A 24,175-nucleotide genomic window follows, 5' to 3' on the forward strand; every position below is an offset into this window, starting at 1 on the left:
TCAACTTAGCTGAAGTAATGTTCAATAATTTTAGTTTGATTGATTACCCCAAAGAGGTCCATACCTGATCGATACTTTCTGAATGAGGCGACACAGCTATGGCTGACATCCAAAAGAACCTGATCGCTGGCGAGTGGCTGGCAGGTGAAAGCGAAATCGAAAACCGCAACCCATCTGATCTGAGCGACTTGGTTGGTATGTTTGCTCAGGCCAGCGCCGATCAGCTAGAGACAACGCTGGATCAGGCGCGTGTCGCACAAGCCGAATGGGCGGCTTATGGGCTTGAGCGCAAACAGGCAGTTCTGGACGCCATAGGCAATGAACTGATGTCACGTGCCGAGGAACTGGGCACCCTGCTCAGCCGCGAAGAGGGCAAACCGCTGGCCGAAGGCAAGGGCGAAGTCTATCGCGCCGGTCAGTTCTTTACCTATTACGCTGCTGAATGTCTGCGCCAGATTGGTGAGAACGCTGATTCAGTACGTCCCGACATCGAGGTTGATGTGCGTCGCGAGGCCGTAGGCATTGTCGCCATCATCAGCCCGTGGAACTTCCCCACGGCAACCGCTTCGTGGAAAATCGCTCCGGCGTTGTGTTATGGCAACGCCGTTGTGTGGAAACCTGCCAACATTACGCCCGCCTCGGCGGTGGCCCTAACCGAGATCATCAATCGTCAGGATATCCCTAAGGGTCTGTTCAGTCTTGTGATGGGATCGGGCCGATCAATCGGTCAGCGTCTTGTCGAAAGCCCTAAGGTCAACGCGATTTCTTTCACCGGCTCGGTTCCGGTCGGCAAGGGTATCGCGACGGCGGCCATCCAGAACCTAACCAAAGTTCAGATGGAAATGGGGTCGAAAAACGCTCTGGCCGTTATGGACGACGCCGATCTGGATCTGGCGGTAACGCTGGCCCTTGGCGGGGCGTTCGGTGGCACAGGGCAAAAATGCACGGCCTCCTCTCGCCTCGTGGTACACGCAGGCATTCACGACGCGTTTGTAGAAAAGCTGGTTGCGGGTGCGCAGGCGATGAAAGTCGGCCACGCGCTGGAGGAAGGGGTTCAGATGGGTCCGGTCGTCAGCCAGCAGCAGTTGGCTGAAAATTTGGCCTATGTCGATCTGGGCAAATCCGAAGGCGCGGAACTGGCTTGTGGCGGGCAGCGTTTGGATATGCCGCATGACGGCTTTTACATGTCGCCCGGCGTGTTCCTGAACACGCGCAACGATATGCGCATCAACCGCGAAGAAATGTTCGCGCCACTGACCAGCGTCATCAAGGTTGGCAGCTATGATGAAGCGCTGAGCGTCGTCAATGACACTAATTTCGGCCTGACCTCGGGCGTCGTGACCAAATCGCTGGCTCGGGCCACGCATTTCCGCCGCAACGCGCGCACCGGCGTTGTCACGGTAAACCTGCCCACCGCAGGCACCGATTATCATGTGCCGTTCGGTGGCCGCGGCGACAGTTCGTACGGCCCGCGCGAACAAGGCAAAGCCGCGGCTGAGTTCTACACAACGGTCAAGACCGCCTATATCAGCGCCGGAAAGCCGGATTGATGCTGATCGATTGCTTGCAATACGCCAACTGGTCGGAGAAAATATTCCGTCAATTGCGCGAAGGGGGCGTGGACGCGATCCACGTCACCATCGCCTATCACGAAAACTTCCGCGAAACGGTTCTGAATTTTGAGAAATGGAACCGTTGGTTCGAGAAATACCCCGACCTCATCATGAAAGGCCGCTGGGCCAGCGACATTGACGTGGCCCGCGAAACGGGGCGGACGGCGGTGTTCTTTGGCTTCCAGAACCCCTCGCCCATCGAGGACGATATCGGTCTGGTCGAAATCCTGCACGATCTGGGCGCGCGGTTCATGCAGCTGACCTATAATAACCAGTCGTTGCTGGCGACGGGCTGTTACGAGGCCGAAGACACCGGCATCACCCGCATGGGCAAGCAGGTCATCAAAGAGATGAACCGCGTTGGTCTTGTGGTGGACATGAGCCATTCGGCAGATCGTTCAACCATCGAGGCGGCTGAGTTTTCCGAACGTCCCATCGCCATCACCCATGCCAATCCGCATGAGTGGTCGCCTGCCCTTCGCAACAAGCGGGACATGGTTATTCGGGCCGTAACAGAAAACGGTGGGATGCTGGGCTTTTCGGTCTACCCTCATCACCTCAAGGACAAATCCGACTGCACGCTTGAGAGTTTCTGCGAAATGATCGCGCGGACTGCGGACAAATACGGCGCTCAGCATTTGGGGATCGGCACCGACCTGTGCCAGGATCAACCCGACAGCATCGTGGAATGGATGCGCGTCGGTCGCTGGACCAAAGAGATTGACTATGGTGAGGGCTCTGCCTCAGCCCCCGGTTTCCCGCCCATGCCAGATTGGTTCCGGGACAATCGTGACTTTGGAAATATCAGGAATGGCTTGGGCAAGACCGGCCTGAACGCCGACGAAATCGCCGGAATAATGGGAGGCAACTGGTATCGCTTCTTTAATGACAACTTCGGGCCGCCGGAAAACTGAGGAGGCATGGCCGAATGACTGACGTTTCCCAACGCGACCCTAAGCTGGTGATGCGCCTTGCGCGCCTTGGATCGATGCACCAGTCGCGCCTATCCTTCATGCGTGTTTTGACACGGCGTCTGGCCCGAGAGAACTGGCGGTTCGAGCAGACTGCTTTCGAGATTGATGAAAACGGCGTCGGCCATGCTGTTTATACAGCCCACGGGCCTGATGCGTCATATTCGTTGATCGCCTATGCCCATGACCTGCCGCCTGAAAAACGGTCTGATCGGGTGATTGCCGAAGCCTGGGACGCCACATTTACATTGTTCGATGGTGTGCCGACTGCGGATGACATCGAACGCCTGTCGCATAATATCCCGGTTCAGGAAGCCGGGCGCGTGACCGGCACAGAACTATCGGTCTCGCGCGCGAACCGGTCGGTGCGCCTGTGGGAGCATGTCGTCAGCGAACTGGCTGGCGGACGCCAGCCGTCCGTCGCGAAAATCGAGGACGTCGGTTACCTGATGCGCACGACAGCTGTTTACGGCTCGGGCAAACTGGGTGCTGCGGATCGTGAGATGATCGCCGACCGCCCCGAGTTTCGTGCGCCTTTCCAGGTTGAGATGTTGTCGGTCTATCTGACGCGCTGGTTTGTGACCGATCTGGTGCAATACATGGCCGACATTCGCGCGGCAAAGAACGGTTTTCAGGCGGCGCGGTTGGACCCCGGAATTGCCCGCTCAATCGGCATAGGCAATTCGACGGGTTTGGGCATGGCGCCGTTCCTGCTGAACCACCCGGTGTTGTTCAACAACTGGATGGCTGCACGCGAACAGGCCATTCAAGCTGTGCGCGCGGTTCGAAAGGCAACCGAGGCTGAAATCACCCTGTTCAGGGAAATGCTGGCGCGCAATTCGCAGATTGTCGACACTTGGCATTCGGAACACCCGATCCAGATTGAAAAACTAGCGGCATTAAGTGGGGATGTCGCTAAGGTCACCGACTATCTGACCAGCGCCAATCTTGATGCAGACTATCCCTGGGACACTCTCTACACCTGGGCCGAGACGAACCTGACCCTGGAAGGGCAGGAATGGATTGCTTCGCTTATTCTGGAACCCTACGGCGATCTGGTGGATGGGTTCGCCGAAAGCATGGCAGCCGACAACACCGCGACCTTTCGAATTGCTGGCGCAATGAAGATTGGCGATCTGCGAGCGTTGCTGAAGGATATCTATGGCTGGGCAATCGAGACGGACTGGACGACCCCGGCCAGCAAGGCCCGCGCCTGGTACGTTTCCGAAGAAAAGCTGGAACCGCGTCTGGGCGAACGCTTTGAGGAACCTATTGAGGAGTATGAACAACCTCTGGCCCCCGGAAGGGATGCCGCGCTGTTGTATCAGGCGCTGGCTCATTGGTCGGATGAGGCACAGGTTGCGGATTTTCTGCTACGCCATCCCGAACATCGCCACGTCTTGCGCCGCGTTCAAATTGTTGGTCGCGCGCCCTATGCGGAAATCCGGGACAATACGATTTCGGATCGGGTGCTGCCCATCGATATGTTGCGCTGCAAGCTGTCCTTCTTTGGCGCGACCAAGTTTGATCCTCGCTCGGACCGCTGGGTTCGGATCTGCATGTATGGGAATGCTCCCCTGCCCTACGAATTGGCTTCTGAAAACGCCGATTTCTGGGTATTCCCCGAACTTGAAGAGGCCGTGGCATGAGCCATTCGTTGAATGAAATCGAAGCCATGAGCAAACGCGCCGCGCGCGGTGCCGGCCTGTCATGGGGGCTGGCCGAAGAGGCGGCCAAAGGCACGCGCTGGCTGTCGGCTTTCGGGTTCTCGGGGGCTGGGATGTTGGCCGATCTGCTGGAAATGAACGACCGCATCCCGTCGATTGATGTGTCGCCCGTCTCTCTTAGTGCCGAAGTCTGGCACGCCCCCACACGCCGGATGAGCCCGCTGATCGCCGGGGCATCGCTGAGTGATTGCGCCATACGCCTGTTGGATCGGGGCTCGATCACCATGGAAAACGTCAGCTTGCCCCTATTGGCGGTGCCGTTCATGGGCGGCGCCGCGTTGCGTCTGGGCGTGCCGGTTGCGGCCGAATGGCCGGGCGCGCGCTTGGCAACCGACGGGCGGCAGGTTTGCGTTCAAGCTACGCCTGAAGCGCTTGAAACGCGCCACGCGGACAGGCTGATCTTTTCTGCACCCGCCGAGATGACCGGGCGCCTGGAACCGGTGCTGCGCGCCGATGTGTCCGAGCAAAACTGGAAAAGGCTCAGCGCCTTTGCCCACCGTACCTTCGCACCGGCGACCGAAGAAAGCCGCCTGCGCGGTGCCGGTGCCGGGCTAAGCGACAATGACTGAAACGCGCCCCTGCCGTGAAGGGCGCGCAACACATACGAACGGGAATACACAATGATCGCCACTGAAACCCTGTCACTGTCCGAGATCGAAGATCTGGCCTTTCGCGCGCTCGTCAAAGTCGGAACATCCGAAGAAAACGCGCGCCCTCTGGCGGTCGCCACTGCAATGACCGAAGCGGATGGGGTGGCTTCACACGGGCTGGCTTATATTCCAATCTACGCCCAGCACGTGGAATGCGGAAAAGTGGACGGCACTGCGAAACCAGTGTTGGCGCAGCCTCGACCGGCCGTCGTGACGGTGGACGCCGCAACCGGCTTTGCCCACAGCGCGATTGATTTGGGATTTGAAAAACTGATCCCGCTGGCGCGCGAACAGGGCGTGGCGGTTCTGGCTGTCAACAACTCGTATAATTGCGGAGTTCTTGGCGTGCATACGCAACGTCTGGCACAGGCCGGGCTGCTGGGGATCGGATTTACAAACGCCCCTGCGTCGATTGCCCCCTCTGGTGGTGCAAAGCCAGTCGTTGGCACCAATCCGTTCTCGATTTCCGCCCCCGATGCCGATGGCAATGCGGCGCTGCTGATCGATCAATCCGCCAGCACAATTGCCAAAAGCGAGGTGATGAAACACGCCCGTGAAGGTAAATCCGTACCCGAAGGCTGGGTGCTGGACGCCGACGGCCAACCCACCACCGATCCCGAGGCCGGACTTAAGGGCTCGATGGTTCCCTCGGGTGGCTACAAGGGCGTCGGTATTGCACTGACCGTCGAATTGATGGCCGCTGCGATGGCGGGAGCGACACTGGGTTCCGTGGCCAGCCCATTCTCGGGTACGGCTGGTGGCCCGCCGAAAACCGGTCAATTCTTTATTGCCATTGACCCGCAGGCGACTTCGGGCGGGCTGTTTCAGGACAAGCTGGCCGCTCTTATCGAGTCGGTCCGCTCGCAAGACGGTGCCCGCCTGCCAGGCGACGGTCGCAAGACATACAGAGAAGGGGCTGCAAAGGAAGGTGTCGCAGTGAACGCTGCCCTTCTTGAAAAGATCCGTGCGCTTTTGTGACGCGAAAGGGCAATAAACGGACGGAGAATAACAAACTGATATGCGCACCCCCTATAGATTTGGCGGGAATGGCGCACTTCAAAAAATAAAAAGGCCATTTACCGACAAGGGAGAACAGAGATGTCGATAAAGGAACCGTTTACGGACTTAGAAATAAAGACCGCGGATGATGGTTTTTATGAGAACTACAGCGTCCCGATTGCGCTGATAAGCAAGGCGATCATGGTTGCTCTGGTGCTTTGGGCTTTGGTCTTTCCGGCCAATGCCAACGGCACCCTAGGCAGCTGGAACGGCAAATTGCTGGAGAGCTTCAACGGCTTCTACGTCATCATCGTGGGCTTTTTCTTTTTGTTTCTGGCGGTGGTGGCCATCCTTCCGGGCACCGGTAAGCGTGTCATGGGCACACCCGGAGAAAAGCCCGAGTTTTCGAACTTTTCGTGGTTCTCGATGATGTTCGGGGCCGGTCTTGGCGTGGGCCTGATGGTGTTTGCAACGGCCGAGCCGTTGGGGTTGTGGGGTTCAAACCCCGTTGTGGTTGCCGGGGATGTTCCGGGCAATGAACCCGAGGCGATCCAATCGGCCTATCGCTATACGTTCCTGCACTATGGTTTTCACGCCTGGGCGATCTATGTGGTGACGGGCCTGTCTTTGGCCTACTACGCCTATACGCGTAACATGCCACTGACGATCCGCGCGGCGCTGACGCCGCTGTTCGGCAAGCTGATGAACGGTTTTCTTGGTCATGTGGTTGACGTTTTAGGCGTGGTTGCGACCATCCTGGGTGTTTCGGTCACCATTGGTTTTGGTGTCAGCCAGTTTATCGACGGGGTCTATGCGATCACCGGTATGCAATGGGTAATGGACCTGAGCGGAGACGTTCCGGCACCATCCAAGGTGGGCTTGATCGCGGGTCTGGTCGTTATCATGGCACTTTCGATCATTTCGGCGGTTTCGGGTGTCGGCCGCGGGGTTAAGTATCTATCAAACCTGAACCTTGTGTTGTCGATTATCCTGCTAGGAACTTTTGTGGTGTTCGGCTCGTTTGTCTTTGCAATGACCACCTATGGTTCGGCGATGGTCGACTATATCTTCCACTTCCTCTCGCTGAGCTTTGGCGCCTATGGGCCGCTGTCGGCAGAAGCTTTTGCTGCAGCACTGCCCGCAGAAGCACAGGCCCATGCGGCAGACCTGATGGGGGGTGCTACCAACGCCTGGGGCAGCTTTGACGGCTTCAAGAGCGGTCTGGAAGGTGCAGCAGCTGAACTGGACGAAGCAACTCTGGCCGCAGCTTATGCCGCCGGTGAACAGGGCCGTCAGTTTGGTTGGCAGTCGGGCTGGACCACGTTCTATTGGGCTTGGTGGATCGCGTTCTCGCCGTTCGTTGGCTTGTTCCTAGCACGCATCTCAAAGGGTCGTACCGTGCGTGAGTTCATCCTGGGTTGCGTGTTCGCACCGGCATTGGTGTGCTTTGCCTGGATGACAGTCCTGGGCGGCACCGCGATCGATCTGGAACTGGCAGGCGCGGCCGAGGGCGCGATCATTGGGGCGTCGAACACCAACAAGCTGTTCGTGACTTTGTCCTACATGATCGACGGTGGGTTGTTGTCAATGCTGAACGTCATGTGCGTGATCCTGATCATGACCTTCCTGGTTACCTCTGCGGACTCCGGGATTTTGGTGATGAACACAATCATGTCGGGTGGCAGTCAGGAGACCGGCGTCAAACATCGCATCATTTGGGGTGTGATTCTGACCGCCGTAATCGGTGCGCTGATCTTGGCAGCGGGTGAGAACAACCCGATGGACGCATTGCGCAATGCGATGATCATCGGTGCGCTGCCGTTCACTATGGTGATGGGTTTGATGTGTGTTTCTCTGGCCAAGGCGCTTTATCGCGACGGGCAGCGGGACAGGCACGAAGACGCCGGAACACAGGCAGCTGAATAACCTAAGCCAATAATCCAATCAGCAGCGCCGCCCCCTAGGGCGGCGTTTTTTTGCGTCTGTCCAGCTCTTATTATGGGTCTGGAAACTATCGTAAATTTGCGGTGGGTTCAGTATCGACAGGGCTGCGTAGGTCGCCCGCGTGGACCTAGACGTGGTCAACCAAATCACTTTGCCCGCCCCGAAGCATGAGCTGTGCAAGCCTAGTTTGATCTCAGCTTATTCATAAACAGCTGCGGCACCTTCCGCGCGTTTTTCATGATCAGAGTGGGCGCACCGCCAACCTGATTGCGCCGGATTGCCTTATAATCTTCCGTCGATTTCCTGAGAATTCGACGGACGCTGCCGTTGCTGGCCCCGCCAAGGCGCATCTTGGCCAAAACTTCCGGAAGATAGGCTGCTGAAATGCAGCCCTGGCCGAAATAACGCAGTATGCTGTCATAATCTGCTGAGATCTGGAAGCTGTCATCATAGCCACCCCACCGCGTGATGACATCGCGTTTGATAAATAAGCTCGGATGTGGTGGCATCCATCCACGTTTCAGATTGTGCGGGCCATAGGGTCCAGAAACCCAATGGCGCACCACCTTGTTGGTATCCCGCGCGGACACATATTCCAGATCACCATAGACCGCGTCTGCGCCGGTTTCCTCAAAGACCTGTGCAACACGAGTCAAAACCTCAGCATGTGCAAAAAAGTCATCAGAATGCAGCAACCCGACCACATCACCGGTTGCTCGATCAGTGGCGCGGTTCAGTGCGTCATAGAGCCCCCGATCTGTTTCACTGACCAGCCGCATGCGGGGATCGTTTCGGGCATTAAGCAGCTCTAGCGTGCCATCACTAGAGCCTCCGTCCTGAACCACGTGTTCGTAGTCGTCGTAGGTTTGTGCATCTAGGCTTTGCAAGGCATCTGGAAGGGTGGCAGCACGGTTCCAAACTGCTGTAAGGATAGAAAATTTCATGCATAGTTCCAAAGAAAAACAAACGTGAATATCAATCTTTTACAACGTTCTTAGCCTTGCTGAGGCTCGACCAGAAAGCGAGGCTGTTTACCTTTTTGTATCCCCGCAATGATCCGTCCTGCCAGCAACGACTGAAACGTCAATCGCACGTTAAACCAAGACGTTTTGACAGCCTTAATCGCTGTAATATTTGGACGCATATCTTCCGTAGGAATATCCGTAATGCTTGGCGCTTTGGACATTGATCTGACCCAGAATAAGACCGGTTAAGCGCTGATTATCGGTGTGGAACAGGCGCATTGCCTCGGTGATGTCTTGCGCGGATGTGTCATTCCACTTGATGGTCAACAGCACCGCATCCGCATTGCGTGCAATCAGGCGTGCGTCGGATACCAGCAATGTTGGCGGCGTGTCGATCAGTATGACGTCATAGAGCTTGCGCATGTCGTCCAGAAAAACCTTGAACCGTTCTGATGCAAATAGGTCCGCCGCATTCACCGAGGTCTCTTCACCAGCCAGAATATCGCAGTTCAGCAACGGGTCCTGAAAGATGACCTCTTGTGGCGTGGCGTCCCCGGACAGAACCGACACGATCCCTTTTTTGGGTGCGCCCTTGAGCTGCGTTGTCATGGTCAGGCGTCGGATATCGCCTTCGACCAGCAAGACCTTCTTACCGATACCGACAAAGTTCTGGGCCAACGCCAGTGAATTTGTCGTCTTCCCCTCGCCCGGCAGCGATGAGGTCATAACCACAACTTGTGGTGGGCGGTCCACGTTGGACAGCATCAGCGAAGTTCTCAGATTGCGCACCGCCTCGGCCGTGGCAGAGGACGGCTTGTCGGCCAGATATTCCAAAACCTTGCGGCGCCCGCGTACAGGAAAGATCGGGATCTGACCCAAAACGCTGTAGCCGGTCTTGCGTTCCAAATCCTGCGCAGAGCGATAGCCTTTGCGTCGGGCTTCAGACAACAAGACGAACCCGCCGCCCAGCATGAGGCCCAGTATGGCCGAGAGCATTAGAATTCGGGATTTTCGGGGCGAAGTCGGGATGCTGGGAATAACGGCGCGTGACAATTGCCGACTGTCCGCCTTTTGAATCCCTTCCTGCGCCGATGTCTCTTTCAGCCGCGCCAGGAAATATTCATAAAGCAGCCGAACCGCTTCGGCCTCACGCACCAATTGCTGCAACGTAATCAGGTCCGCATTCTGCTGCGCGATCTTTTGCCCAAGGTCTTCTGCCGATTGTGTCAGGGCCTGAACCTGCTGCGTCGACCGTCGCACCTCAAGCGCTGTGCGCGCGAGAAGACGTTGAAAAGCGGTGTCAAAGACTGTCTCCCCCGTACCGGAATCCTCGATTTGCGTTAAAAGGCGTTGCAACTGCGGGTCCTGGCTGGCTTCAGCCTGAGCCGCGCGGTTGTCTGCGGAAGACAGTGCGTCAAACCGGGACTGTGCCGTGACACGGGTTGCCTCGGCAGATACACGACGTTCACGAAGATCTTTCAATTGCACTTCCTGCAACTGTAGAGCTTCGGGTGAGATCAGCGCAGTCGTCCCATTGAAGTCGCTGACTTTTGCCTCAGCCGTTTCCAATTCGACTTGCAGCTCGGCCACACGGTCGGTCAGCCACGCCGTCGCCTGTTCGGTGGCCTCAAACTTTACCTCGATCTGGTTCAGTACGTATAGTTCGACGATCGTGTCGGCTATCAGAGCTGACTTGCGTGCCGATTCCGTCTCGACCGTAATTTCGAACACCAAGCTTTGCGGCACGATTTTGACCGAGAGCTTCTTGAGCAGGGCCGTAATCACGCTGTCCCGGGATTTCTGCTGGGTCAATTCGTCGGCCACCTGCTCGGGGTCGCTTCCGGCGCCAAACACTGATTTGACAAACTGTTTGACTCCATCGAATGCCGAGTCCGGCAGAAGATCGGAATTGAACTCGGGATCAGAAACGAGGTCCAGCTTGTCCACGACCTTGCCCATCAGGCCGCGGGACTGCAGCACTTCCAATTCGGAATTGACTTCAGCGGTGTCTCCGGCCAGACCGCCCACTACGCTTTGAAGGTCAACCACGCTGGCTTGATCGGTTTCCAGCATGACCACCGCAGTCGACCTGTATAGTGGCACGGCGACGACATAGGCGTAATACCCTCCGATCAAAATGGCTATGGCGGTGGCCAGGGCAATGATCCACTTTCCACGCCATAATGTGCCAATCAAAACTCCTAAATCGACCACGTCATCTTCTGGCGCGTCACCCACTGGTGAGCGGCTCGAATTGAACTGTGCTTCGTGTATTGGAGATTGCTTCATATCAAATAATTTATCCCAAATGCCGGATACACGCGAAACGCGTTTGAAGCCGCTCTCTACAAGGTTCCAGGGCATAAATAAAGGCCCGCCCGTATGCCAAACTGCCGGTTCAAAAAGCCGCGGTGAAAACCACCTTGCCCCTGCATTTCATGACTGCTGTTTGGGTCGGTTCAAACCAGGCTTCCAGCCACTTCCCCCTTATCTGACTATGGGCGCATGACTTCCGATCAACCCGTACGGTCGCCTAATTAAAAATCAATAATCTTAGAAAATTATTCCGGGTGAAGAACGATCAAATCTCAACCCATGACTGAATGCTAACGTCATGCCCAAGTGAGAATGAGTACCCGCAAAGCCCGGGTTTCTGAACACGCAGCTACGGAAATCTGAGGGCAAATTGGCATCTCATCCAATGAAGTCGCACCAATCCAATAAGTTGGAGATCAACAGAATGTCCCGCGCAGTAATTGCCAGCAAGGCTGAACCAGCCTTTGTCAATCAACCCAGGCATCAAACAACCGATGAAGTGAAAGGGGTTGTTAATAATGATTAATCTTGGCCTTTCCATCACATCATTGGCGACGCGCAATGGTCCTGGCGGTATTAAAAACTTGAACCCGTCGCTTTGGCTCGACCCCGCCGATATGCGCTCACTGTTTCAGAACTGGGCAGGGACGATGCCCATACTGGGTCCGGGTCAACCGGTGGGGTTGATGCTGGATAAATCGAACGATCTTAGACCTGGCACTGACGCTGTCACGGACGGGGGGTTAAACGATGGTGAGGCTCATTGGAATACGAACGGTGATGCAACCACTTCAAACGGACAAGTACGCATCCACTCACCCGATGGGTCGTATTCAAACGTCGTGCAGACTAATATTTTAACGGTCGGAGAATGGTACCGACTAGAATATACAGTGACCGCATATGGCTTTGGAGGCCTGTCTATCAGCGGTGTGACGGGAAACCCGCCCTTGCCTACCACAATAGGTCGGCACAGCGTTATTATACAATCTAAGGTAGAATACCTTAGCATCAAACGGCGATCGGGACCGACGGATATAACCATTACTGATATAGCGGCCCGTAGCATTCCCGGATACCACGCCGCGCAGAAATTTAATGACGACCGGCGCCCTTTTCTTGCCCGGCACCCGATGAGTGGGATCAGGAACTTGATGGACAACTCTGCGAGTTTTGCAGGGTGGAACGATAGTGCTGGATCTCTTACTGCGACTGCACTGGGAACGCCAGAAATAGAGATGGTGAAACTGGCGGCGAGGGTCGGCCAAAGTGGTCTGACATTTGTTGCCCTGCCTTCGGCTCTCCTAGCCACACAGACTGTTACATTCTCTGTTGTCGCCACGGCGGCGGAATATCCAATCCTGCACTTTACCGGTGGCGACGGGTTTGCTGCGTCGCGCGGGGCCTTCGAAGTCGATTTGACGACGGGCGCAATCCTGTCCGGTTCAGCTTATGTTGAACGCCTTGGCAGCGGCCTTTTCCGGGTATCCACACAATTGGACTACAGCGGCACGGGCAATAAAAACCTTTATCTTCGACCCCGAGAGGAAATGGGGGTCGATGTTCTGGGGAATGGTGTGAAGGGCATTCTGCTTGCACAGGCTCAGCTTGAAATCGGGTCCGCACCGACACCGTACCAGAACCGTATCAATCAGTATGACGTCACTGAATCTGGACAGCGCGCTTTCTGGTATCTTTCGAATGATCAAATTGACGACGAACTTGTCGTTGAGTTCCCTGACCTGGGATCGGACGTCACTGAATTTTGGGCAGATGAGAACGGGGTCACGATCCGTGGCGGCCAGCTTATCGGGGCGGGTAACAGGGTGGTGCCGGGTGGTGCGTCTCTTTATGCCTATGGCGCAATTGGGCGCGCGTTGTCAGGACCGGAAACCGAGCAATTGCGGAAATTTCTTGAGCTGAGGGCGGCGGTCAGGAGTTAAAGCCCAAACTGGTACTCTTCGATGAGTGGTTTTGCTAAGAAATCGCCTCTTGCGGTTGACCGCAGGAGGTATTCCGCCAAACCGAAACCAATGCGCGGGTTTAAGCTCGGGCCATGGTTGGGCGAATTGCTGTCCGCTGATTGGCCAGGTCTGGGATCGGTCAGCGCTCTTGTTTGCCGGCCGAAACAAGACAAGTGCAGCCGAATGTCAGACGGCCGCGCCAACGGTCTATGTAATCGAATGACCAGTCCAAAATTCTGGACAAGTTAAATTTCGGATTTCCCATTTTTTTCAAACTGTTTTTAAATACTCTCGAGCCTACGTTTCGAACGACCCTTTTCCCATGTCGCCACGGCTCATGCAGGAAAGTGAACTCAATGACTGAAGCCTATATCTGCGATTACATACGAACGCCGATCGGCCGTTTTGGTGGTACTCTGGCCCCGGTACGCCCTGACGATTTGGGCGCGGTTCCTATACGTGCCTTGATGGCGCGCAATCCACGCGTTGACTGGGATGCTGTCGATGACGTGATATTCGGTTGCGCCAACCAGGCCGGTGAAGACAATCGCAACGTGGCGCGCATGTCATTGCTGCTTGCGGGCATGCCTGTGGCTGTCCCCGGTACGACCATTAACCGCCTGTGTGGGTCCGGTATGGATGCTGTGATCAACGCCGCGCGGGCGATCCGCTGTGGTGATGCCGACCTGGTGGTCGCTGGCGGGGTTGAGAGCATGTCGCGCGCACCCTTTGTTATGCCCAAGGCCGAAAGCGCCTTTTCACGAGCGAATGCTGTTTATGACACCACCATTGGCTGGCGCTTTATCAACCCGGTGATCAAGTCACAGTACGGTGTCGACTCCATGCCGGAAACTGCTGAGAACGTCGCCGAGGATTTCAATGTGACGCGTGACGCGCAGGACGCATTCGCGCTTCGCAGTCAAGAGCGCGCGGCCAAAGCTATCGCGTCGGGTCGGCTGGCACAGGAAATTACTCCGGTCGAACTGCCGCAGCGAAAAGGCGATCCAGTTCTGTTTGCAACCGATGAGCATCCCCGCAGCACGACGCTGGAAAAATTGACCAACCTGCCCGCGCCTTTCCGTAATGGCGGAACAGTCACGGCTGGCAATGCCTCGGGCGTCAATGACGGGGCTGCCGCGCTGATCATCGCCTCGGCTGATGCCGCCAGGACATACGGACTGACCCCGATGGCCCGCATTGTTAGCGGGGCGTCGGCGGGTGTGGCACCTCGGATTATGGGTATCGGTCCGATCCCGGCCACGCAAAAGCTGTGCGCCCGTTTGGGCCTGAAACCCGAAGACTTCGACGTGGTTGAACTGAATGAGGCTTTTGCCGCGCAAGGTATCGCAGTTCTGCGCGGCCTAGGTCTGGCCGAGGATAGCGCGCATGTGAATCCAAATGGCGGGGCCATTGCTCTGGGGCACCCGCTGGGCATGACCGGGGCCCGGATCGCTGGAACGGCGGCACTGGAGCTGTCGTTGGGTGGCCACAAACGCGCGCTGGCCACCATGTGCGTTGGTGTTGGTCAGGGTATCGCCATCGCGCTGGAAGCCGTCTGATCGATTTACGAAAGCTCGGTAGAGCTGAGGACGCAGAAAAAACTGGCCGATAGAGATTTCAATGCAGGTGTCCGGTGCGTAACTCCTTTGCCTCAACCTTGGGGCGATCCAACACTAAATAGATGTTTCAAAATAGAATAGCGCCGGAGCCTTTCGACTCCGGCGCAACCAGCTTCCAGATTATTGCGTCACTATTGGATGCCCATAAGCATCTTCGGGAGGAACAGTGACAATTCCGGAAGGAATGTAACCAAAAGCATTCGCCGCAAGCCGATCGGACCAACGAGACGCGAACTTTCTTGACGTTCGCCAAGAATGCACAAATGTCCGCTTTCTGTCTCAGTGAACAAAGCAGAGAGTGTCAAAGTTTCGCCTCCAAGACGCCACCTCTTCTCCAACATTTTCGCCGTTGAGACCGCGTTTAATTAGCGCGGCAAGCTGACCTGCATCGGCCGTCGTAATGCCCCAACGGACCAGTTCTGGCGTGCCAATGCGCAATCCGTTCATATCGCCGTCAACCACGGCCAATGGCAGTCCGATGCCGCAAGCTAGAAACCCATTCGGGCGCAGCTTTTTCGACGCCGCCTGACCGCCTCCAAAGGGTTCGGCCAATACGGCGAACTGGTGGGAGTTCGTAAAGCCTTCGGCCCCAGCAAAGACCGGAACGCCCTCTGTGTCCAATGCGGTCGCCAATGCTTGCGACATTGCGATCATCCCCCTGGCATAGGCTTTCCCAAAGTCCCTCCAATCCAGCATGGTCACCGCAAGAGCGGCCGTCTTCGCAGCATCGAAGTTGGCAGTCATCCCGGGGAACGCGATGGCATCCAGCGCCTTTGCGATCTCGGCATCGTTGGTGACGATCAGTCCCCCGGCCGGTCCCCCAAGGCTTTTGTAGGTGCTCATCGTCATGAAATGCGCGCCTTCCTTCAGCGGGTTCGACCACGCCCGCCCGGCTATGATCCCGCATTGGTGGGCAGCGTCGAACATGACCTTAGCGCCGACTTCGTCCGCGATGGTACGAATGTCGGCCACAGGATGTTCAAACAGGTTCAGACTGCCGCCGATGGTGATCAGCTTGGGTCGTTCGGCCAGGGCCAATGCGCGAAGCTGATCCAGATCGACCGTGTAGCCATCCTTGTTTACGGGAGCCTCGACCGTGCGCAGGCCATAAAGCCCCGCACAGCCCGCGATATGGTGCGTCACATGCCCGCCAATCGACGCGGGCGGAGCGATAATCGTGTCACCCGGTTTGCAGGTCGCCATGAAGCCATACAGGTTGGCAATCGCGCCAGAGGGCACGCGGACCTCTGCGAAACTGGCATCGAACACCTCTGCGCAAAGCTGGGCGGTGATAACCTCGATTTCTTCGATCGCCTCCAATCCCATTTCATACTTGTCACCGGGATAGCCCAAGGACGGACGCGATCCGATACCTGACGACAAGAGCGCCTCTGCCTTGGGGTTCATAACATTGGTCGCCGGATTGAGGTTGAAGCAATCTTCCTCGTGGATCACACGGTTCCGCTCAGCGAGTGTCCTAACCCGGGCCAGAAGATCGGCCGAGGACGTGGACGCAGCCATGTTGGCAATGTCCTGAACCAGAGTTTCACTCGTTATGGGAACCCAGTTTCGTTGTGCAAGTGTCATACGCCATCCTCCTGTTTGCACCAATCTGGCGCCTTGAGCGTGACAGCGCAAAGCAGATTTGCTATTTCTGGGCGTAGAAAAACTAAGGCTAAGAAATGAGCGTCGCCCCCAAACGCCCGAAGGGCCCACCGCTGAACGCCATGCGGGCATTTGAAGCTGCTGCGCGACATGTGAGTTTTGTTGCGGCTGCGGATGAGCTTTGCGTCACTCCCGGTGCGATCTCTCAGCATATCAAGACGTTGGAAGATTGGGCAGGCATGTCACTCTTTCGCCGTAACGCCCAAGGGGTGGAGTTGACGAAGGCCGGAGCATCGCTGGTCTCAAGGTTCACATCTGCCTTTGACGCGTTGGCGGATGCAACGCGCGCCTTGCGCAACCTTGGTCCGGACGTGGATTTTCACATCGCAGCCCTTCCTTCCGTCGCTCAGCTTTGGTTGCCGAAAAGACTGAGCAAGGTCAGAGCGCAATTGCCCATGATCAACTTCTCGGTCACCGCCATGGAAACCCCGCCGAGCCTGTCGAGAGAACTGTTCGATTTGGCGATTTTCTTCGATGTGCCCGATGAATCCCCCGATCAGGTCCCAATTTGTGCCGATGAGATTGTACCGGTGTGCGCACCCGCGCTTCTTGAACGGGTCGTAGACTTCGAGACAACGACGCTTCTGCACGACCAGACATGGGCAGATGACTGGGCCGTTTGGTCAAAGGCGACATCCACGCCCACAAACGATCCGATACACGGTCCGAAGTTTTCCCTCTACAGCCTTGCCGTGGAAGAGGCCAAAGCCGGTGCCGGCGTCTTGATCGGGCATCTGTGCCTGATCGAAGAAGCGCTCGCGAACGGTTCGCTGAAACGTACCAGCGAGCGTACCTGCCATACGGGGCGTCATTTGTGCGCTCGACTGCCCGAAGATTCGAGGCGAAGACCCGAAACCGATCAAGTCGTTTCGCTGCTCTACTAGAAGTTCCCAGGGCACCATTCGAGCGTGGTGCAGCATTTCGTAGGTTTGGGCTCGCACCGGCCTTTCTCTGCGATGTGTCCCAAGAGGAAGAAGAGCCCAAAGCAGAAATCGCGGTTTGCTCTATAGTTGTGATAATTTAATGCTTTTGCGCAAGGACGTCTATTATCGCAGTGAGAGCCTTGTCTTCAAGCCCTTGATCCATACCCAATTGCGCCATCTCAACAAACAGTCGGGGCAATTCATCCCGGGCGCCAAGAGCCTCAAAACTAGCGAGAACATCTTCCAAAGCTGCGGCGTAAGTACTCATCGAAGCTGGTGGGTTGTCATAGGTGGCTTGAGGCGCTGTCGCGGCAAAGTAGTCGTAATAGGGTTTCATCATTCCCATAGATATGGGCACAAGATCAGAGAAGGTTTGCATCGGGATACCTGCTTTCTTCGCTGCCAGCGCTCCGTAAATCATTCCCCACATGAAACCTTGGCGAACTGTAAAAAGTCCCGCAAAGAGTGCAGCCAGCATTCCGGCTTGGTCACCCACATGGACAGAGCTTCCGCCCAAATTTCTAATGATTGGACCGTGGATCTTCCACTGTTCTTCGGTTCCAACGACCGACAGGACGGTATCCTTATCTCCGATCATATGCGGATAAGCATTGATGATGCCAACCATCCACGAGGCGCCAGCGTTATCCACGAGTTGCGCTAAGTCTTCAGCATCCTTTGCGCCTCCAGTTGAGAGTTCGATTATGGTCTTGTTGGGCAGCGAATTTGCCGCATTGGACAAGAGTTCTATTGTCTGCGGGTGCGATTTTACGCAGGTAATTGTTACAGGACTGGCAGATATCGCCTCAGAAACAGTGGCCGCCACAGTTGCTCCTTCGGAACCAAGAGCGGTCGCTTTCTCGGGTGTCCTATTCCAAACAGTTACAGATCGGCCTGCTTTCATTTGAGCTCGGGCAAGCGCCTTACCCATGGACCCAAGACCTATTACTGAAATGTCCGTCATGCTGAACTCCTCCCAAATAACCAATTGCAAACAACGGCGCGGTTTTGTCTCGCCGAAATGCCAACGGGGCGACCAATCAGATCACCGTACTTGGAAAACGGCTCGCTATACTAAGGTTTTCTGAACAGGTCTTTTGGGAAACGGGTGCTTCACAGTCGCATCACCATTGACCGATGGTCAGGCACTCACTACCGCTCTCTCGCCGAGTGGTGAAAACTCGGCGCGGCATTTTAGACAATTCTACTGGCCTGACTGACACTGATTGCAACTTGCCTGGCAACGCCTTCACTTAGAAAATGCTCCGAGACTTAATCTGGCTGCCACAATACTAAAAAAGGAATTTGAAGTGGCCCCTGTCAGAGGCCACTTCTAAGCGTATCACTCAAAGTTGTACGGCGCACCGGCTTGGTTGATCACACTGTTGTATTCTCGGAAAATTCCAACGATTCTCTCATGCACTTCGCCTTCCTGGGCAATTTCTTCCCAGAACTCTTTGGCTGCATTCTCGACCTCGGCCCATTCGGACGCAGGCACTGATCGCAATTCCAGCTTATCACCATTTGCGCGCAGTGCCGCTTCTCCGCCCCAATACCATTGATTGCGATAGGTGTGACCTGCTTCGATACCTGCCATCACGACGGATTTCAGGTGATCCGGTAGCTCAGCCCAACGCTCCTGGTTTGCAAACCAAGAGCCGATCCACGCACCCGAGATGTTGTTGGTCAGGAAATAGTCCGTCACATCGGCCCAACCAACCGTGTAATCCTCGGTAATGCCAGACCACGCCATGCCGTCCAATTCTCCGGTCTGTACGGCGACTTCTGCGTCTTCGTAGGGAATGTTCACCGGCACGACGCCAAACTTGGCGAGGAACCGACCAGCGGTTGGGAAGGTATATAGTTTTAGCCCATCCAGATCAGCAACCGATGTAATTTCCTTCTTTGTGTTGAAGTTGCACGGGTCCTGCCCGGCAGCAGACAACCACTGAACGCCAACTTTGGCATACTCGTCGCGCCAAATGTCCGCCAACCCGTATTGATTGAACAAAACCGGCACGTCGAGAATGTGCTTTGTCGCGAAGGGGAAGTACCCGCCAAAGACGCGAAGCGGTGTCGGTGACGCCATTGAGTCATCGTCCGAATGAACCCCGTCGATTGTTCCGCGCTGAAGCGCTTGGAACAGCTCGCCCGTGGGCACAATCTGATCTGCGAAGAACAGCTCGATTTCCAGCTCGCCGTTGGCATTGGCGTTGATGTAGTCAATTGCAGGCTTGGTCACATGCTCGCCCAACGCGCCTCCGGCATAGGTCTGGAACCGCCATTTGATGGGGGCCTGCGCCTTTACAATAGCCGGTGCAGCAAGCGTCGCGGGCGCGGCCAAAGCGGCGGTCCGCAAAAATCTACGTCTTGTAGTCATGGTCTTCCTCTCCTGTGCTTTTCATTGAACTTGATCCGATTAACCCGGTTTCTCGTTCTTTACGTGCTCAGTTTCCGTAGACGATGCCCGGAAGCCACAATGCGATGTCTGGGAAGGCCATCACCAATCCCAAAGCCAATGCCATCACTGCCACAAACGGTATGATGGACCTGTAAATATCTCCAATCGTCACCTCTGGTGGGGCCATGGCCCGCATCAAAAACAGGTTGTACCCAAAAGGCGGAGTCATATAGGCGATCTGACATGTGATCGTGTAGAGGACACCGTACCATATCAGATCAAACCCCAGCGCACCGACCAGCGGCACGTATAACGGAGCGACGATGACCAGCATGGCGGTGTCATCCAGAAACGTACCCATAACCAGAAAGCTGAGCTGCATCAGGATCAGGATAATCCACGGGTTCAGGCCCAGCTGCACCGTAAACAGGTTTTCGATCGCCTTGACCGCGCCCAGCCCGTCAAAAACTGCGCCGAAGGCAAGGGCAGCAAGGATGATCCACATGAACATGCAGGTAATTCCAAGCGTCTGTTTGATCGAGGTCTCAAAGACCTGCCACGTCATGCGGCGTTTCAGAACCGCCGCCATCAAGGCCGCGATTGCCCCCAAGGCCGAGCTTTCGACCAGTGAGGTCCAGCCATTCACGAAGGGCACCATCATCACCGCAAAGATGCCTATGGGCAGCAGACCAGCCCCCAGCAGGCGGAGTTTTTCGCTCCAGGTGACCTGCGCGCGTTCTTCGGCGCTCATCACAGGGCCGAGCGATGGGTTCAGGCGACAGCGGATGGCGATGTAGATGATGAACAGCGTGGCCATCATCAAACCGGGAATAACACCTGCCAGCCAAAGCTGCCCGACCGGTTGACGGGCAATCATGGCGTAAAGGACCAACACAACGGAAGGCGGCACGAGAATTCCCAAGGATGAACCGGCCTGTATGACCCCCGTCACCATACGCTTGTCATAGTTCCGGCGCAGCAATTCGGGCAGAGCAATTGTCGCTCCAATCGCCATACCTGCAACGGACAATCCGTTCATGGCTGAGATCAGAACCATCAGACCGATTGTGCCTATAGCCAGCCCGCCGGAAAGACCGCCCATCCAGACATGGAACATACGATACAGGTCATCCGCGATCCGGGATTCCGACAAAACGTATCCCATGAAAATGAACATCGGCAGCGTAAGCAGGGGGTACCAGCGCATGACCTTGATCGCTGCCGCAAACCCCAGATCATAGCCCCCCCTGTCGCCCCACAGGAAAAAGGCGGCAATCACTGCTACGAACCCGATAGCCCCGAATACACGCTGCCCGGTTAACAGCATCAGCATCATGGTCGAGAACATGAGCGCGGCTATCAATTCATAGCTCACCCGCGGTGTCCCCCTTCAAGGTCTTCGGGGGCCATATGCACCGGTTCATCATCTTTCGGACCCATATCATGTCCTCGCAACCGCAAGATGTCTTTGAACAGTTCCGAGATTGACTGCAACAGCATCAGCAGAATGCCAACCACCATGATCGTTTTGATGGGCCAGATATAGGGGCGCCACGCGGACGAGGACCTCTCGCCGCCATATTGGAACGAGTACATCAAACTGTCCCAGCCTCCCCAAAATAAAAACGCCAGATACACGATCAGAAAAAGCACCGTCAGCACGTCAACCTGGCTTTTTCGGCGGTCTGTCCATTCTCCATACAGCAGGTCCATCCGGACATTCGCACCCATCTGCATCGCATAAGGACCGCCAAGGATGTAGTAAGCGACCATGGCAAACTGTGCCATTTCAAGGGTCCAGAGCGAGGGGACAAAGAAGGTCTTGGAAACAGAGGAATACAGCAGGATCGCCATCATTAGAAAAATGCCATACATGATGACCCGCCCAATCGTCCTGTTGGCACGGTCCACAAATCTGACATAGGCCTTCATCACACCTGTCACGAAGCCGCCTTTACATAATGTGATTTGTCATGTGAGCCGGCGTAGAGCGAAAACTTCTCCGAGCGACTAAGAACTAACATCCCGCATTCGCGCGGAAAACCGCTATAAAATTCACGCATGTTGAGCTCTACCCCAATACTTTCCCTCTTCATCAGAGCGACATGTCGGATAGCTGTCAAGTTGGTACCAGGCATAATTGGCTGATTAAGGTGATGGTTCTAGAGCTTCATGGCAAACCTATTGTTGCAAGTCGCCCTTACTTGCTACTTTCTCATTTCGATGGATGCACTTTTTTGTGTGAGAACAAACCTTTCAGAGCGACAAAAACAGAGAATTAGGCGCGAAGGAGCGTAACTTAACATTTCATTCAAATACGACCTTTATTTGAGATCGAAACCGAACCTGGGGAGGCTAACAATCTTCCCGATGAGATGCCTAAGGTCCTTAGTGATTTTGTGACGTCCTGGGGGCGCCTGCAATTGAAGTTGTATCTTCTTGCCGAGTAACAGTTATAGCTATCGACAAATCGCTGCGCGGCCCATCCTTACCTAAATGAATGTTCATCAGATAATACCAGTTGCAGCAGTGCCTGCAGTTCGAGAGTTCGACAGGCCTCCTTTTTCGCTAGTGCAGCGAATGGCGGTAAAGCGAGCTGCGACCGCAGCATCTCGGTTGGCGGCTGGAGGTCGGCTCTGGGCCGAACGCTGAGGCAGGATATTCTGCTGATCAATCACGCCCAAGTAACACACACTGCGCCGGTTTCCAGGTTGCGAAGAGGCTCATTGGCTTACTATTTTACGTCGAATTGAAGCGCTTGAACCGTCGAAACACTCTCAAAGCGCAAAAATCTCAAGGTGTTGAATTCAATGGCAGGCGAGTCTCAATAATTCAGTCCCATTATTTACGTACTCCGACAATTCTTGTCGGATCACCTTAATGGTGAGACTGCGGCTCCAACAAAATCAGCTACTTAGAGTTTTCAATTTTTGAGGCTCCAGAATCCGAGATTTTCTAACCAAACAAAAAAAAAGCAGTCCTTCATTTAACGCGCGGAGAACGACTGCACTGAGCCCCAAAGCGGACGACGAAAAGATGGCCAATCGGTAACGGGTTTCTAGTGCGTTTTCCAAACAGCGGCTACTCAATTGCCGTGCGAAATGTTGCGGTAAGCCGTTTGTTCAATCCGTGATGAGGTTCGGCTGAAAAACCGTAGTGCAACTCCGCGAGGGCAGCGATGTCATTGAAAATGACTACGGAGCCGCCTTCTTCATTCGCGTAAACCAAAAGTTTTTGGCAAAAGGCATCCAAACCAATTGCCGGAAAGCCCGCCATAGCTACGCCACCGGGCGCTGGTCCGCCGAACAGTAAGAGAACTGCATCCGGCAGTTCCACCCCTAGTTGGGATGCTTCGGTCGCAAAATCGATTTCCCCAAACCAGACAGTATCGTCCTGTCCCATCACAGCTGTTCTGAGACGTTCGACTGCCTCTGGTACGCTGAGCTGAGATCGCAGTTCGATGACCCCATAGTCGGCAAACAACCCGTTGGTCGGCGCTGGTGTTGCATCCAAGTCGTTTAGAACTTCGAGCATCTTGCTCTGAAATACACGCACCGAAGACGCGTCCGTGAGCCCATGCCGGATTTTGAGAAACTGGGAGTCCGTGTAGGTAATCTGCGGGCGATCATCCTGATCGTAGGAAAGAACGCGAAAAGGAAGGTCCAAACCTGCTCGCACGGTCTCTTTCAGAATGGGTGTGTTTATCTCAGGATCAGAGAAAATGAGCACACGAGACGCGGGCATTTCTACGCCTTCGGCTTTAGCCAGACGCGAGTGGTCTATCGATGCAATTGGAGTAGGCCCCGCCTCGTCAACGGCAGTCTCAAGCTCTAAAAAATTTTTGTCCACCGCAGTCTGGACAGATGACGATTGTGCCAGACCGGATGTCGAAACCGACGCAGTTGTAATCATCGAGAGAACAAAGAAAAACCTCAGCACTTTGACACTTCCTGTTTCATTGTACTTTTCTCAGGGAAACCGCCGCCAGAGCTGCAAAAGCTATCTCGGCCGCAAGATAAAATAGAAGTAACCCGTTTGGAACTCCATCGATAAGAATGCTTAGCATGCGTCCAACGGCCAGTCCCGACATAAACAAAAAAAGAACCCACAGCGCGGGGTGTTGTAATTCTGGTTTCGAAGCGGCCGCCAACCAAAACAACGCGTTTGCCAGGTAAAGACCCATAATCGCGCGGAACACGTGGGTTTGGTTGGTCCCTTCCACCGGAAATCCCAGCAAAGCTGGGATCGAACTGCCGGGTATCAGACCGTATGATAACGCGATTGGCACGAGGCCAACGGCCGCAAGCATTAGGACTAATCTAACACTCATGGAGGACTCCTTCTCGTAGAGGTTTCGCTTTTTTGCAAAATTCCTAATCGGTTTTCTGGGGCATCCGATGATCCGAGCCGGATGCCCA

At 55.4% G+C, this 24,175-nt stretch carries 18 protein-coding genes; 9 read left to right on the forward strand and 9 right to left on the reverse strand.

What is annotated here, in order from left to right; all coding sequences use genetic code 11:
- Positions 1-98: 98 nt before the first annotated feature.
- The 6 genes from ACR3EP_RS19740 to ACR3EP_RS19765 all read left to right on the forward strand — a co-directional run bounded on the left by ACR3EP_RS19740 (position 99) and on the right by ACR3EP_RS19765 (position 7,886).
- Positions 99-1,550 carry an aldehyde dehydrogenase family protein gene (locus ACR3EP_RS19740; RefSeq protein ID WP_480639143.1) on the forward strand — a complete coding sequence of 484 codons (1,452 nt, stop codon included), beginning with the start codon at positions 99-101 and terminating at the stop codon, positions 1,548-1,550.
- Positions 1,550-2,527 (forward strand): membrane dipeptidase, encoded by a 978-nt coding sequence (locus ACR3EP_RS19745; protein WP_480639144.1) that lies wholly within the window; start codon positions 1,550-1,552, stop codon positions 2,525-2,527. The genes ACR3EP_RS19740 and ACR3EP_RS19745 overlap by 1 nt, the downstream gene beginning before the upstream one ends.
- Positions 2,528-2,541: 14 nt before the next feature.
- Complete coding sequence (locus ACR3EP_RS19750; protein ID WP_480639145.1) at positions 2,542-4,233, forward strand: hypothetical protein; 1,692 nt, start codon at positions 2,542-2,544, stop codon at positions 4,231-4,233.
- A complete protein-coding gene (locus ACR3EP_RS19755; protein ID WP_480639146.1) occupies positions 4,230-4,880 on the forward strand; it encodes a DUF3726 domain-containing protein in 651 nt (216 codons plus the stop codon). The genes ACR3EP_RS19750 and ACR3EP_RS19755 overlap by 4 nt, the downstream gene beginning before the upstream one ends.
- A 51-nt stretch (positions 4,881-4,931) precedes the next feature.
- Positions 4,932-5,939, forward strand: a complete 1,008-nt coding sequence (locus tag ACR3EP_RS19760; protein ID WP_480639147.1) for an Ldh family oxidoreductase — start codon at positions 4,932-4,934, stop codon at positions 5,937-5,939.
- Positions 5,940-6,059: 120 nt separating this feature from the next.
- Positions 6,060-7,886: a BCCT family transporter gene (locus tag ACR3EP_RS19765; RefSeq protein WP_170362750.1), complete on the forward strand. Its 1,827-nt coding sequence runs from the start codon at positions 6,060-6,062 to the stop codon at positions 7,884-7,886.
- Between the two features lie 200 nt (positions 7,887-8,086).
- Here the strand turns inward: ACR3EP_RS19765 and ACR3EP_RS19770 are convergent, their stop codons facing one another.
- Together ACR3EP_RS19770 and ACR3EP_RS19775 are read right to left on the reverse strand one after the other, a co-directional pair.
- A complete protein-coding gene (locus ACR3EP_RS19770; RefSeq protein ID WP_170362751.1) occupies positions 8,087-8,848 on the reverse strand; it encodes a glycosyltransferase family 2 protein in 762 nt (253 codons plus the stop codon).
- Positions 8,849-9,022: 174 nt separating this feature from the next.
- Positions 9,023-11,158: a GumC family protein gene (locus ACR3EP_RS19775; protein WP_480639148.1), complete on the reverse strand. Its 2,136-nt coding sequence runs from the start codon at positions 11,156-11,158 to the stop codon at positions 9,023-9,025.
- Positions 11,159-12,339: 1,181 nt separating this feature from the next.
- Between ACR3EP_RS19775 and ACR3EP_RS19780 the strand changes: the two genes are divergently transcribed.
- Together ACR3EP_RS19780 and pcaF are read left to right on the forward strand one after the other, a co-directional pair.
- The gene (locus ACR3EP_RS19780; protein ID WP_480639149.1) at positions 12,340-13,128 is read left to right on the forward strand and encodes a phage head spike fiber domain-containing protein; all 789 of its coding nucleotides are present in this window, start codon (positions 12,340-12,342) and stop codon (positions 13,126-13,128) included.
- Between the two features lie 377 nt (positions 13,129-13,505).
- Positions 13,506-14,708, forward strand: coding sequence for a 3-oxoadipyl-CoA thiolase (gene pcaF / locus ACR3EP_RS19785; RefSeq protein ID WP_480639150.1), 1,203 nt, complete (start codon positions 13,506-13,508; stop codon positions 14,706-14,708).
- A 339-nt stretch (positions 14,709-15,047) separates the two neighbouring features.
- Here the strand turns inward: pcaF and ACR3EP_RS19790 are convergent, their stop codons facing one another.
- Positions 15,048-16,355: an aminotransferase class I/II-fold pyridoxal phosphate-dependent enzyme gene (locus ACR3EP_RS19790; RefSeq protein ID WP_480639151.1), complete on the reverse strand. Its 1,308-nt coding sequence runs from the start codon at positions 16,353-16,355 to the stop codon at positions 15,048-15,050.
- A gap of 95 nt (positions 16,356-16,450) precedes the next feature.
- On the opposite strand from ACR3EP_RS19790, the gene ACR3EP_RS19795 reads away from it, so the two are divergent.
- Positions 16,451-17,317 carry a LysR family transcriptional regulator gene (locus ACR3EP_RS19795; protein WP_170520250.1) on the forward strand — a complete coding sequence of 289 codons (867 nt, stop codon included), beginning with the start codon at positions 16,451-16,453 and terminating at the stop codon, positions 17,315-17,317.
- 136 nt (positions 17,318-17,453) lie between these two features.
- Here ACR3EP_RS19795 and ACR3EP_RS19800 read toward each other — a convergent pair whose 3' ends face one another.
- From ACR3EP_RS19800 to ACR3EP_RS19825, 6 genes are all read right to left on the reverse strand, one after another.
- Positions 17,454-18,350: an NAD(P)-dependent oxidoreductase gene (locus ACR3EP_RS19800; protein ID WP_480639152.1), complete on the reverse strand. Its 897-nt coding sequence runs from the start codon at positions 18,348-18,350 to the stop codon at positions 17,454-17,456.
- 348 nt (positions 18,351-18,698) lie between these two features.
- Entirely contained in the window at positions 18,699-19,736 is a 1,038-nt protein-coding gene (locus tag ACR3EP_RS19805) for a TRAP transporter substrate-binding protein (protein ID WP_480639153.1), read from the reverse strand.
- Positions 19,737-19,803: 67 nt separating this feature from the next.
- Positions 19,804-21,132, reverse strand: a complete 1,329-nt coding sequence (locus ACR3EP_RS19810; RefSeq protein WP_170350254.1) for a TRAP transporter large permease — start codon at positions 21,130-21,132, stop codon at positions 19,804-19,806.
- Entirely contained in the window at positions 21,129-21,701 is a 573-nt protein-coding gene (locus ACR3EP_RS19815; RefSeq protein WP_480639154.1) for a TRAP transporter small permease subunit, read from the reverse strand. Before ACR3EP_RS19815 ends, ACR3EP_RS19810 begins: the two co-directional genes overlap by 4 nt.
- Before the next feature lie 1,137 nt (positions 21,702-22,838).
- Complete coding sequence (locus ACR3EP_RS19820) at positions 22,839-23,696, reverse strand: DUF302 domain-containing protein (RefSeq protein WP_480639155.1); 858 nt, start codon at positions 23,694-23,696, stop codon at positions 22,839-22,841.
- A 16-nt stretch (positions 23,697-23,712) separates the two neighbouring features.
- A complete protein-coding gene (locus ACR3EP_RS19825; protein WP_480639156.1) occupies positions 23,713-24,087 on the reverse strand; it encodes a DUF4345 domain-containing protein in 375 nt (124 codons plus the stop codon).
- Positions 24,088-24,175: the final 88 nt, after the last annotated feature.

The organism is Ruegeria sp. BB10, from assembly GCF_056535725.1.